At 45.6% G+C, this 12557-nt stretch carries 9 protein-coding genes and 1 pseudogene; 6 read left to right on the plus strand and 4 right to left on the minus strand.

Going from position 1 to position 12557, the window contains the following annotated elements:
- Positions 1 to 169: 169 nt before the first annotated feature.
- Complete coding sequence (clpP, locus tag QUA80_RS10870; RefSeq protein ID WP_333424001.1) at positions 170 to 859, plus strand: ATP-dependent Clp endopeptidase proteolytic subunit ClpP; 690 nt, start codon at positions 170 to 172, stop codon at positions 857 to 859.
- A 9-nt stretch (positions 860 to 868) separates the two neighbouring features.
- The gene (clpX, locus tag QUA80_RS10875; RefSeq protein ID WP_333424003.1) at positions 869 to 2212 is read left to right on the plus strand and encodes an ATP-dependent protease ATP-binding subunit ClpX; all 1344 of its coding nucleotides are present in this window, start codon (positions 869 to 871) and stop codon (positions 2210 to 2212) included.
- A gap of 138 nt (positions 2213 to 2350) precedes the next feature.
- Here the strand turns inward: clpX and dnaX are convergent, their stop codons facing one another.
- Positions 2351 to 5698 carry a DNA polymerase III subunit gamma/tau gene (gene dnaX, locus QUA80_RS10880; RefSeq protein WP_333424004.1) on the minus strand — a complete coding sequence of 1116 codons (3348 nt, stop codon included), beginning with the start codon at positions 5696 to 5698 and terminating at the stop codon, positions 2351 to 2353.
- Here dnaX and QUA80_RS10885 point away from each other — a divergent pair.
- Positions 5675 to 5917, plus strand: a complete 243-nt coding sequence (locus QUA80_RS10885) for a hypothetical protein (RefSeq protein ID WP_333424006.1) — start codon at positions 5675 to 5677, stop codon at positions 5915 to 5917. The two genes, dnaX and QUA80_RS10885, sit on opposite strands and share 24 nt — an antisense overlap.
- A 319-nt stretch (positions 5918 to 6236) precedes the next feature.
- Positions 6237 to 7148: a hypothetical protein gene (locus QUA80_RS10890; RefSeq protein WP_333424008.1), complete on the plus strand. Its 912-nt coding sequence runs from the start codon at positions 6237 to 6239 to the stop codon at positions 7146 to 7148.
- A gap of 16 nt (positions 7149 to 7164) precedes the next feature.
- Here QUA80_RS10890 and QUA80_RS10895 read toward each other — a convergent pair whose 3' ends face one another.
- The 3 genes and pseudogenes from QUA80_RS10895 to QUA80_RS10905 all read right to left on the minus strand — a co-directional run bounded on the left by QUA80_RS10895 (position 7165) and on the right by QUA80_RS10905 (position 10300).
- Complete coding sequence (locus QUA80_RS10895) at positions 7165 to 7884, minus strand: DevA family ABC transporter ATP-binding protein (RefSeq protein WP_333424010.1); 720 nt, start codon at positions 7882 to 7884, stop codon at positions 7165 to 7167.
- Between the two features lie 204 nt (positions 7885 to 8088).
- Positions 8089 to 8472, minus strand: a pseudogene (locus QUA80_RS10900) (hypothetical protein); the annotation flags it as partial.
- A 391-nt stretch (positions 8473 to 8863) separates the two neighbouring features.
- Positions 8864 to 10300 carry an NB-ARC domain-containing protein gene (locus QUA80_RS10905; RefSeq protein WP_333424012.1) on the minus strand — a complete coding sequence of 479 codons (1437 nt, stop codon included), beginning with the start codon at positions 10298 to 10300 and terminating at the stop codon, positions 8864 to 8866.
- A gap of 836 nt (positions 10301 to 11136) precedes the next feature.
- Between QUA80_RS10905 and QUA80_RS10910 the strand changes: the two genes are divergently transcribed.
- Both QUA80_RS10910 and QUA80_RS10915 read left to right on the plus strand, forming a co-directional pair.
- A complete protein-coding gene (locus tag QUA80_RS10910; RefSeq protein ID WP_333424013.1) occupies positions 11137 to 11868 on the plus strand; it encodes a hypothetical protein in 732 nt (243 codons plus the stop codon).
- A gap of 111 nt (positions 11869 to 11979) precedes the next feature.
- Positions 11980 to 12498 (plus strand): hypothetical protein, encoded by a 519-nt coding sequence (locus QUA80_RS10915; protein ID WP_333424015.1) that lies wholly within the window; start codon positions 11980 to 11982, stop codon positions 12496 to 12498.
- Positions 12499 to 12557 lie beyond the last annotated feature (59 nt).

The following is a 12557-nucleotide window of genomic DNA, read 5'->3' on the forward strand; positions in this document are numbered from 1 at the left end:
CATTCACCCCGCCAGCGTTGTGCAAAGCGCAGAAATCAATCTCACGTACTCAAAACTCCGCATTTCCCCGATATCCGTTCAGAAGAGGCATAATAGTTAAAAGCTGGCGGCTTAGTTTAAAGCTTTCATCAGCAGCAGCAAATTGTCTAGAATCCTTGACTGGTGTCTTATGGTTGTATCTCAATCTTCCAATTACCTAATTACAAGCTATAACGATTTTGATGTCAGTTCCAGCCCCAGCAATGTAGTGCCGATGGTACTAGAACAGTCGGGGATGGGCGAGCGGGCTTTTGACATTTACTCGCGCTTGCTGCGGGAACGAATTGTGTTTTTAGGAACTCCCGTAACCGACGAAGTTGCTGACTCGATAGTGGCTCAGCTATTGTATCTGGATGCCGAAGACCCAGAAAAAGATGTCCAAATGTACATAAATTCCCCCGGCGGCTCGGTGACGGCCGGCATGGCAATTTATGACACAATGCAGCAAATCCGCCCGGATGTGGTGACGATTTGTTACGGTTTGGCAGCGAGTATGGGCGCATTTCTACTGACAGCAGGAGCCCGCGGAAAGCGGATGTCTCTTCCGAGTTCGCGGATTATGATTCACCAGCCGCTGGGGGGCGCTCAAGGTCAAGCAGTTGATATTGAGATTCAAGCCAAAGAAATCCTTTATCATAAACGTAAGCTGAATCAACTGCTAGCGCACCACACAGGTCAACCGATCGAGAAATTAGAGGCAGATACAGAGCGCGACTTTTTTATGTCAGCCGAAGAAGCCAAAAATTACGGTTTGGTCGATCGAGTTATCGCTAGAGAAAACCTTCCGGCAGCGGGAGAGAATGTCACTGCACTGAATTAAGAGGCTGTTATGTCTAAGTACGACTCCCATCTAAAATGTTCGTTTTGTGGCAAGTCTCAAGAGCAAGTACGCAAGTTGATCGCAGGGCCCGGGGTGTATATCTGCGACGAATGCGTGGACTTGTGCAATGAAATTTTAGATGAGGAGTTGTTTGACTCGAGTGCAGTGCCGGCAGCGGCGGCGGCTCCGAAGCAGGAAACGATGCAAAAGCGCCGCGCTACCTCGGGCAAAAGTATGTCGATGAGCCAAATTCCGAAGCCGAGGGAAATTAAAAATTACCTCGACGAAAATGCGATCGGGCAAGATGAGGCGAAAAAGGTGCTCTCGGTGGCGGTTTACAACCACTACAAGCGCCTCAGCTTTATCCATGCCAAAAATAGCGGCAAGCACCCGCCGGAAGAAGTAGAACTGCAAAAATCGAATATTTTGTTAATCGGGCCGACGGGCTGCGGAAAAACTCTGCTGGCTCAGACTTTGGCGGATATGCTGGATGTGCCGTTTGCGGTGGCTGACGCGACGACGCTGACGGAAGCGGGCTATGTCGGGGAAGATGTGGAAAATATTTTGCTGCGGCTGCTGCAAGTGGCAGATATGGACGTGGAAGAGGCGCAGCGCGGAATTATTTATATTGATGAAATTGACAAAATAGCCCGCAAGAGCGAAAATCCTTCGATTACCCGGGATGTGTCTGGGGAAGGCGTGCAGCAGGCGCTGCTGAAAATGCTCGAGGGGACGATCGCCAATGTACCTCCCCAAGGCGGCCGCAAGCATCCCTATCAAGACTGCATCCAAATTGATACCAGCAATATCATGTTTATTTGCGGCGGTGCTTTTGTCGGTCTTGAGAAAGTGATAGAGCAGAGAACGGGTAAAAAGTCAATGGGTTTTATTCAGCCAGGAGAAGCTCAGCCGAAGGAAAAGCGGGCTGCTGACGTTCTCAAGCAACTGGAACCGGATGATTTGGTGAAGTTTGGGATGATTCCCGAGTTTATCGGGCGGGTGCCGGTGGCGGCGGTGTTAGAGCCGCTGGATGAGGAAACGCTGATGGCGATTTTGACTGAACCGCGCAATGCTTTGGTTAAGCAGTATCAAAAGCTGCTGAAAATGGATAACGTGCAGTTGGACTTTAAGCCGGAGGCGATTCGGGCGATCGCCCAGGAAGCATACCGCCGCAAAACTGGAGCGCGGGCGCTGCGGGGAATTGTCGAAGAATTGATGTTGGATGTGATGTACGAGTTGCCGTCGCGCAAGGATGTTGCCCGGTGTACGATTACTAAGGAAATGGTCGAGAAGCGATCGACGGCTGAGTTGTTGGTACTTCCGTCTTCTTTACCCAAGCCAGAGTCAGCTTAAAAGTAGATATTCACAATCACTAGGTGACTCTAATTAAACCTAAAACTTTTAGAGTATTAAGAAACCTGGAAGGGCGGCCACTCTTAGCAGCGCCCCTACTACAAAAACCGGGTTTCTCGGTTTTTTTTAGCTATCTACTTACCAATCTATAAAATCATCCTCATTTAACTCAGAAGATAACTCGGAAAAATCCGGTTCAGATTCCAATCTAAAAGTTTCCGACTCCCAAATCTCCAAGTCATCCGACAAATCGACTACTTGCCCGTCAAACATATCAGCCAACTTCCTAGCCGAATTTGCGACATATTGAGCGTCATCACGCACCGCTACAGCCTGAGCGTTAAAGTCATTTTGAGAGTCTGTAGAAACGTTTGTGGGCGATCGCGATTCGGAAATTGCCGGCACATTAACGGCGGTATTTTCAGCCGCTGGCGGGTGTTTTTGTTCTTCTCCCCTATTCCCCAAAAAATTATCTGTAATCTCAGAACCCGCCGAGTTCTGCACCTGTTGGCCCGCATCATCCGCAGGATGAGAATTCCTGGGATTTTCGCCAACACGTCCGTTAGAAGTGGGCAAATCCTTGGCGCGGGAACTATTAGTTTCAGCGGGATTTGTCAAGCCAACTTTTACTGTTACTCGACGGTTGAAAATTTGCACAAAAGCTTCTTCAATATTAGCTACTTTGTCTTTAACCATATTGAGCAACGGCTGCGAACTAATCTTAACATGAGCAGTATTATTGCTAAAAATTACTAGCTGTCCATGTTGGCGAAGCAGCGATTGAGTGCCATGTGGCCGCACGCGGTCAAGTACCTGTTCCCACACTCGATTTAAATCGATTTCATCGGCCCAATTAGTCGGTGAATAATTTGTTTGATTCGTTTCAGCAGTTGGTACAGGTGCGGGAATCGCTGCAGGAGGTGTGTTTTCTGTTCGATTAGCCACAGGCGGCGAAGTCGGTGGAGGATTTTGAGGTTTGGCAGCCGGAAGTTGTTCAATATTAGATGTCTGGCCCCCCCCCGAAGCTTGGGGGGTTTGGGGGGGGTGAATTTGTGATGGAGTAATATTTTTACCTGGTTCGGCTGCCGGTTGCTGCTGAGTTCTAATTGCTGAGGGCAACAATCCCAACAGCGTGACTTCCAGCCACAAACGCGGCTGAGTAGTATTTTTAATTTGCACTTCGTGGGTTTGCAAATGTTTCTGACCTGCCAAAATCAACTCGGCATTCCAATGGCGGGCAAAATTGCCAAGTTTTTCCCAAGTTGCAGATGTTAAAGCTACTAAATCTGACCGTTTTGGTGCTGTTTTGGCTATTAGCAAATCTCGGTAAAAGCTGGCGAGACTTTGCAGCACGATTAGCGGTTCCCGACCGCGATCCATGAGGTGGCGGGTCATGTCTATTAGTGCTGTAGCGTTATCTGTATCAATAGCTTGCAGCAAATCCATTAAGTCATTTTCAGGGACAGCACCGACTAAATCCCAAACTTTTTCGACTGTTACTTCACCCGGAAATAAGCTCAGTTGGTCGAGCAAACTTTCGGCATCTCGCAGACCTCCTTGGGCGATTTGAGCGACCATTTGTATTGCATCACTGGCAATATTGATATTTTCTACTTTGGCAATTTTGTGCAAGTGAGCAATCATTGCTTCTAGGGGTATGCGGCGAAAGTCGAACTTTTGACACCGAGAAATAATAGTTGGCAATACTCTTTGTGGATCGGTTGTTGCGAGGACGAATACAACGCGATCGGGCGGTTCTTCTAGGGTTTTGAGTAGAGAGTTGAATGCCTGGGTGCTTAGCATATGGCAATTATGAACCAGAAGACCGTTAGCGACAAAATTGTGGTTGTCTTCTACTTCAATATCATAAACTCTCTCGACCCCAGCGACTTTTACAGATTCGACTGTCTCCAAACTTGTAATCCATTGAAGGGATTGAATACTTTTTAAAGTCTGATACCCATTTTCTACTGGTTTCAGCACCCATGTGTATGTAGTCGTAGGTTTTACAGGTGTTAGACCTTCTGTAAAATTTAGTTGTTGTTGGGTATCCCAAACCTGTAAGCCAATTGGCAAGGAGTTGATTTTCTGCCCTAGAATATCCTTCTGTATGAATTTGGATGCTTGGACTTCCTTCTGGGGAAATGCTGAGCGAGCCATCATCCATGTACCACCAAGCAAGTCCTTCTGGAGTGACGCGATCGAGCCAATCCATTGTGACGTATTTTCCGTTTCCGTTGGGTTTAACAGCGTCAAAGACATCTCTAAGTTGGGGATGGCAGACTGTGTTGCAACAGACTGATATATTTCCGTATCCTCGGTTAGGTGTAACTCGTAACTTTGGTCGCAGTGTCGAAAGGCAAGAAGCTTTGTATTCCAACCATTCTCGCTGCTTTTCTCCGTGTGTCCAGCCCAATCTTGGAAATCGGCTATATTTATTTGGGTAGGTGATAAAACCGTCTCCAAGCAATGTTCCGTAGATGAGTCCGAGTGTTTCTGGTTGCAAAATTTCGGCATTTGCCAAGAACTTTTCCGTTCTTGCATCCCAAAGTCCATGTCCTTTTTTATACGGATGTCACTGCCAATGAGATTGAATACTCTTAATCCCTTTGCCTTTTTTTTGTAAAAAGTCTGGTATTTCGAGTTGTTCTCCACAGCCACACGCACAGACAGGTCGGATGGCTTGAGCCTGTTCGAGAATAGAGGCAAAGTCGTAGGATTTTTGTCCGTAGGTATTCCCGTAAAATTGATGTCCTCTGGCAAATCTCCGCAAGCGTCCATCTGTTCCAATTTTGTGAATGACGGTGCCGCACCCACATTCACAGGGGATAGTATCTTCACTCCTTCTTTTACGTCTTTTGCTCGTATCCATCCCTGTTCTGTCCTGATTGGATGATTGCCAGTACATCTGATTTCTCGGTTGGCGGTTTTAATCACCAGTGTTTGTTTCTCCCCTCGGTCTAACCACCTCAAAACTTTTTTAAATTCCCAAACTTCTAAAGTTTCGTTATAGCTTAGAACTTGTTTTCCTGTGATGTTGGGATTGTCGATACGCATCAGACCTTCGCTAGTTTTTACCTGAGAATCACCGGTCAAACATTCGTCTATTACATATACTTTATAGCGGCACTGTACGGGCGAGAATTGAGCTCGTTCGATCAAATCCCGAATGTTATCTACTCCCGTGTTGCTGGCGGCGTCAATTTCGATGACATCTAGTGTGGAACCTCGGGCAATTTCTTGGCAAACGTTGCATTTGCCGCAGGGTGTCGGGGTGGGGGCAACCGTAGAAATACAGTTGAGGGATTTGGCGAAAATTCTGGCACTGGAGGTTTTACCGGTGCCTCTGGGGCCGGTGAATAGATATGCTGGTGCTATGCGCTCTTGTAGGATGGCGCTGGTGAGGGTTTGGGCGATCGCCTCTTGACCGACTAATTCGGCAAATGTCTGAGGGCGGTATTTGTGATGCAGGGGTTCGTAGGTCACGATCGAATATGGGTGGTATTAGCTGTAATCTTAGCTAAGGAGACGTTGTTCGATCGCACCACAGCTCGACTTTCACAGCAAGCCACTCGCTGGGCTGGCACGGCGGCAGCCATCGAACAGCAGCCACGAGCACCCTCCCAACGTCCGCCCCTCGATCGTCCGGGCGATCGGCTGTTGTGCTCGATCTTTTCCGCTGCTCGATCCCAGAGTTACTATTAATTTATGTGTATTTCTTTTGATGTTGCTAGAAATGGAGACCGCCGAACCAACATTTTTTTTAGCTGTATTGGTATAATATATTACAGACAATTCACCATTTCTTTTTGCCAGTGCCAGCGCACGATTTTCTAATATTTCGGGAACCTGGTTGCAGTTAAAGATAAAGTATTAATTAGAGGGTGCGTCTTCCAATTGCAGAAATCCAGTTGTACCAAGATGATGGTGGAATGATGTCAATATGTGTTGATCGAGTTGCACTACCAGCTATGCTCTGGAGTCCTGTATAAATATAGCGTCAAATTTTACCCTTTAAAAGCCCATGTCAACCCAAATAATCCTTGTAGAACCAAGGTTGGCAGTAGCCTCTCCCAAACCTAAACAGGCTAAACCCGGAGATCCGTCCTTAGACCAACTCTTCATGGGAGCATCGGGATTACTGTTGTTATTGCTTATCGGTTTAGCGGTGTTTACCAAGATAAAACTCGACGATTTGAGCAAAAAGCTTAAATTTGAGGAGTTTAGAAATAGAGAACTCCAGAAAAAATACAAAATGGCTCTGGAAACTATGTCAAAAATGGAAAAGAATCCCGACCTTATCCACTCGCGAGACTTTAATTTAGACTACCTAAGAATGCGGATGGCGGAAGAAGTATTTCACTTTGCCATTGTGAATCAAATTAAGGTAAAAGTCAAAGACAAAATTAGTATTGCCCTGCGTCCGACGCAGGCTGCGGTGGGAGATAAAAACGGGTCTGCTGGCAGCGGCAGGCAAGTGGATTCGATGTTTGATATCGAATACGAAACTGGCGATCCGGCTGTAAAAATAGAAAAACGAGTGCTGTTTAGGATTCAAATTAAGCTGATGAAACTGCCGACTCAGGCAACATCGGCGACAATTAATCAAATTATTGACTGTTTGGAAACTTATCTGAGTCCTTCAGACGACCACGACAGTTGGCAGCCTACAATTCAAGGTCGCATCGTTCACATTGAATGGGATCAAAAAGCCAAGCCGACGCCGATGTTGGTGCTGGAACAGTCGAATGAAGGGGTGAATGTTACCTTTAGGACTACGAGAACGCCAGCAGGCAGACCTGTAAATGCTACTGAGAGCCAATTGGCAGGAGCTAAGGGTCAAAAAAGTGGCAAAAGTAGTTCTAAAAGTCCAGCCAAAGGTGGGACAAAAACTCCTGCTAAGGTAGGAGGAAAGCGTCCCGGTGCTCGGAAATAAGTTGAGGGAATTAAGTTTATTTTCCCGAAAGAACGCCTGTTGCCGTTGTTGATGTGTCTTGTGCGAGGTAGCCGTCTTCCATGTGAATAATGCGATCGGCTATGTCTAAAATACGGTTGTCGTGCGTGACCAGCAAAATAGTGCAGTGCTGTTCTTTTGCCAAACCTCGCATAATTTCTACCACATCTCGACCTGATTTACTGTCTAGTGCTGCTGTCGGTTCGTCTGCTAAGACTAATTTTGGCTGGCTGACTAATGCCCGGGCGATCGCAACTCTTTGTTTCTGCCCGCCAGAAAGACTGTCGGGGTAATAATCTATTCTTTCTCCCAAGCCTACAGCTTGCAGTATTTCCTCTATTTTATCATTAGTTTCTTGGGGAGAAAGATGATTGTGCAGTTCTAAAGACATTTGCACATTTTGCCTAGCTGTCAAGCATTTGAGCAAATTGTGAGCTTGGAAAATATAGCCGATGTCGCGGCGGACTTTAACTAATTTATTTTTCGGCGTTCCCCGCAATTCTTGGTCGAGAATTTTCAGACTACCTTCTTGGATCGATCGCAAAGCTCCAATCAAGGTTAGCAATGTTGTTTTACCAGACCCCGAAGGCCCTGTCATCAGCACGATTTCGCCCGGATAAATGTCGAGGTTGATGTCAAATAATGTCTGTTTGCGAAGTTGTCCTTCACCGAAGGAATGATTGAGATTTTTAATTGAGACAACTGGTACATTGTTCATGGTAATGGCTAGATTTAACAAGATATAACTAATGCTATATACAGCAGATTCCACGTTTATGAAGTACCCCCGCCTATCGTTCTATCCCCGTAGGGAAACGGCGAAAGCGTTTGTCCCTACACTTAATCAACCTGGAATACGCTGTTTAGCAACAGCCCAGGCTCATATGCGATCGGGATCGATTCCCTGCGATCGCAAATAATATCATGTGCGATGATTAACCATAATATCCCGGTCGGGGCGGGTTTTTGAGATTGGAGATTGTTGGAAGGTATTGTTGGTGAGGGGAGCCCCTACAAAAATCGCGATCCCTCGACCGGACATGATATAAGTCGCCAATCGCTCTTTTTGTTCTCGTTCGCGATTGGGCCGTTCTCGTTGGGCGTCGGCCCGTTCGCGTTCTTGTTCAGCGTGCAGGCTTTCCACCCTAGCTCGCTCGCTCCCCGTCAGCAACAAATTTCCCTCGCTATCCCACCAGCGCAACCAATGCTGTGTCTGATTTTGATAGCTACCTGACCATACACCCAACTCTACTCCCATCAGCTCGATCGGGTAATGCCCGCGATCGTTCGGTTCCAAACGCCGATACCCACCCAACATACTATTTCTGTGCGAGTGCGCCGATATGGATGGTTTTGGGAGTATATTGCCAAGAATGCTTTTTGTCAACCTCTTTTACTGGACTGGCGCTCTAAAATTAAGTCTACTCGTGGAGCTGCCAAGCTCAAAGCCTGGGAATGTTGCCGTTCAAGATGGCAGGAAAAAGTCCCTAAATCAAGAACACCAAGACGCGGGCTGGCACTGCGTACCTTACCGCGAAAGATAGTGTAAAAATTGATTTTTTGCATAGTTCCTGACTCTGAAAGCGCGATCGCATGGCAGTAGCAAAGTCAGCGATCGATCGCCCCATAATTAAACGGAACTTCCCCCGCGAGCTCTTACAGCGGATTGCAAGTGAGTAGAGAAACATCCGCTGCGGCTACCCAACCGATGAAAAGCCATGTTTTACCGGGAATTGGGTAATATTAGCTGCGGCTACTTGGTTGGCAACATAGTCCATCACCACCGGCTGCATGAAGAAACGCGCCGCCTTTTTTTCAATTAAAGAGCGCTCTTGGAGAGATTCCAACACCCCTAACAGTTTTTGCGGTGATAGCGAGCGGAGGAGGTGCGATCGCATTTCTGCAAATGAAGCCGGTTTGCCATTAATCGCTAGCCATTCGATCGCTTCTTTTTCTTCCTCTGATAAACCTTTAAGCTGCTGTTCAAAAACCTGGCTAATTTTGCCAAAAATTCCGATATTTTGATTCAAAAATTCCGTAATGCCCCCATCAAATAAATTGCAAATACTTGCAGAGACGAGATTTAATAACAATGGATTGCCACCGTAGTAATTAGTTAATCTGCTACATAGCGGTAGTGATTCACAGCGGCTGCACTCGACGGGTGATTGGCAGCAGCATCCTTTGGATTGAAAGATTGCCTTTGCATCTGTTGGTTGCAAACCTGTCAATTTGAGCGAGCGCAGGGGTAGAGTTTGGCCTTCTTTATGGGCTAACCATGTCGGTTTTTCACGGGCGGTGAGGATTAAACAGCTTTGATGGATGCTGTCTCCCAGACATCGAAATAGCTGCCCGTAACCCTCATATCCCGATCGATAAGTAGTGCCATTACTGTTGCTGAGGATTGATTCGACATTATCGAGAATTAGCAAACAGCGGTGCTTTTTCAAATACTCCATCAACCGCAAGATACTGCGGTCTATCGTATCTGGTAGGGGCGATACTTCTGTGTTTTCTTGCTGGTTAGAAAAGAATAGGATTAACTCTGCTAACAAGTCTTGGATGGGTGGGGTATTGCGGAGACTGCGCCAAATCGCAAACTCAAACTCATTTTGAATTTGTTGTGCCAGCTTCACGGACAAGCTGGTTTTACCCATCCCAACCATGCCGACAATCGTCACCAGCCGGCAGCGTTCTGCTAAAATCCAGTGCTTGAGGGTTGCGAGTTCTTCCGTGCGTCCGTAGAAAACAGAAACATCGGGTGCTGTACCCCAATCAATTCGATTTTGGATAGCGCTACGCGCCGCTACGCTAGAGGATTGTGGATTTTCGATTAGATGCTGAGTGCTAATTGCAGCATCCGGTTGAGATAGCTGATAATCACTGGCTTCAAGTTGGAGGTTAAAAGCCGTGTAGCATTGACGGAGGGTACTTTTATCAACCCCAACTTCACAAGCAAAGACCTTTCTGAGGGTATCAGAGTCTAAGCCAGTGCGAAAGCTTAAGGCTTCAAAGGTGTAACGTTTGTCAAAATTGTCGCGACTTTCGGCTTCAGATTTTGCATCTTGAAGTTTCTTCAATCCTTGAAGCGTCAGGATTACACCGCGTCTGCGGCTGCCTTTTTGCGGATTCATAGGAAGGTTCTCCGTTTTTTAAATACGCTGATAAAACACGTGAAACAACCTGCCTGTGCTATACAGGCCAGATACACCCTTCTGTGAATAGACTTCTTGCCAAAGTCAGTCTTTAAAATGTTTCAAGGCGAAAAATATGGGGTTATGTACCAATCGACAAAGTTTTTATTTGAGCGCTTCACCTATCTAAGGTCTTTTTTAAAAAAGTCTAATCTTAATAGATAGTTACAAAAGTGAGATGAAACTTGTCCAGATTGTTAAGGGAAGTTAAGGTTGGAAGACTGACTAGAGTAGAGGCACAATGTTTATTTTTAAATTATCATAATTTTGGGATTCCGAAGTTAAGAATTTTTGCCGAATTTAAGGAAGTTAGTACCAGCTAGTCAACAAAGAGGTAGTGGCAGTTAACCGCTCAGGAGATAATTGCTCAATGAGTGCGATCGCGAGTCTGCGAATATCGGTGGCTCGGTGTCATGGATAGTGGCGCTTGCCTATGTCTAAGCCAATTTTACTCAGAGGAGCGGGTTTCTCGATTCAAGCAGCGATTGAGTAAATCTCTTGCAGCGATCGCAATTGTCATTATTTTTGTCAATCCTAAATTAATCACAAGATCAAGTATTTTGTCAGACTGTCAGGAAGATCAGCGGCGACCTTCATTCCAGTTTAAATTAGCCGAAACCCTTACTATTTATTGGTTTTGGAAATAAATGACATAAAATTCTTAAGTTCGTTTTTCAAAGCCTTAACTTGGCTAAATTCGGTTGCCATTCAGCAGTGAAAAGGACAAATTGGATTTACGAACACACCACATGGAAATAAGCAAGGAAAAATTTTATATGGTATCAGCACTAATGAATCCAGTACACACAGAATCTCTGCGTCAGCAAATCATCAAAAAGGTGCAACGAGCTAGCAAAGCTTATGTACAACGCGCCCAAGCTGGTGAGTTCGATCCTACAGGAGGCGTTTCTGCACCTTATACTTGGTGGAATATCTGGTCTCTAGGTCCCTACCTCAGCCCTCCTCCTCCTGCTCCTGGGGGCGATCCTACAGCTTATAAGCCACTCTCAAAAACACCCGATGGTCAAGTATTGCCAACTGAGACTAAGGCTTTCGTCGCCACGATTATATATCTCAACCCCGACGAAATTCTTTCTCCCAATAACCTACTTAGCCCGGGTACTGTGCTGTCAAATTTTGGTCTGCCTTATGAGATTACTTATAATACAGCCAACCTTTCAAACTGGAACCTTGCAGATTTGGATGTTGATGATGAAAATGTCACCAATCCTACAAGACGCGGTCATCTAACTCCTGGTGCTAACTTCTATGTTGACATACTAGAATTTGCCTCGCTCACTGACGGGCTGATGGAAATGAACATCACAGCACGTCTTTTGGGTGATAACGATGGGAGTAACCCTAACGCGCCGCAATTCGCTGCCTTTGCCAATTGGGTTTACGACTTTAACGACAGAGAACTAGAAAATGCCTTCATCAAGGGTAATCATCCTTCAAATCCGCTCAAATTCCTTGTTTACTCAACAAAAAAACCTGATAGCAACTAACAGGTAAATGCCCAGGATCGAGTCCAGTTAGACTTTTCCTGGGCAAGTAACGGAATCGGAATAATTACGGAATTGATATTTGAAACACAAAGAAAAAGTTAAGGATTTAATATGCCACTAATACAAGAAAATCAGTGGGGAGAAATAGTATCACCGGGTACTCTGGAATACAGTAACCTTACTAGCTGCATGACAGTTACTTGTATATGCAGTGATGGAACAATCGCTGGAGGTCATGCTGTCTTGATCCCTTATGCTTTTGCCTATATCATTTCTCAAGTTGGGGAATTAGTGAAAGGGAAGAGAGTTAAGCACATCTGTATTATTGGAGTTGATACCTGGTCAAATAAAGAGGAATTGCAACAGATTCACGCTCGCATGATTGACTATATTTGGCAGGATGATTCCCTAACACCTGAGCAAGAGAAACTCTATCTCCAGTACATAATTGATGATGGGATGGCAAAAGCAGTGAAGGCAATTTTAACAGCATCAGGAGCAACAAATTTTTACACATTAAATATTGATGGCAAAAGTAACAAGGTTAAGTTTGTCGGTAACGCTCAAGATAAATCTGTCTTGGTTAAAGTTGATAAGGTTAACAAAAAGACTCTATCTTACGGTTATTAAATTCAGCAAATGTCAAGATATCGATATATCTTGCTTGCTAAAAAAATATTAGCAGATTT

It is taken from the genome of Microcoleus sp. F4-D5 (assembly GCF_036704885.1).
Lineage (GTDB): Bacteria > Cyanobacteriota > Cyanobacteriia > Cyanobacteriales > Microcoleaceae > Microcoleus.

What these genes read in the sequence shown, in the direction of transcription:
- clpP (WP_333424001.1), top strand. Translation starts at nt 170, where the DNA reads ATGGTTGTATCTCAATCTTCCAATTACCTAATTACAAGCTATAACGAT.
- clpX (WP_333424003.1), top strand. Translation starts at nt 869, where the DNA reads ATGTCTAAGTACGACTCCCATCTAAAATGTTCGTTTTGTGGCAAGTCT.
- QUA80_RS10890 (WP_333424008.1), top strand. Translation starts at nt 6,237, where the DNA reads ATGTCAACCCAAATAATCCTTGTAGAACCAAGGTTGGCAGTAGCCTCT.
- QUA80_RS10895 (WP_333424010.1), bottom strand. Translation starts at nt 7,884, where the DNA reads ATGAACAATGTACCAGTTGTCTCAATTAAAAATCTCAATCATTCCTTC.
- QUA80_RS10905 (WP_333424012.1), bottom strand. Translation starts at nt 10,300, where the DNA reads ATGAATCCGCAAAAAGGCAGCCGCAGACGCGGTGTAATCCTGACGCTT.
- QUA80_RS10910 (WP_333424013.1), top strand. Translation starts at nt 11,137, where the DNA reads ATGGTATCAGCACTAATGAATCCAGTACACACAGAATCTCTGCGTCAG.
- QUA80_RS10915 (WP_333424015.1), top strand. Translation starts at nt 11,980, where the DNA reads ATGCCACTAATACAAGAAAATCAGTGGGGAGAAATAGTATCACCGGGT.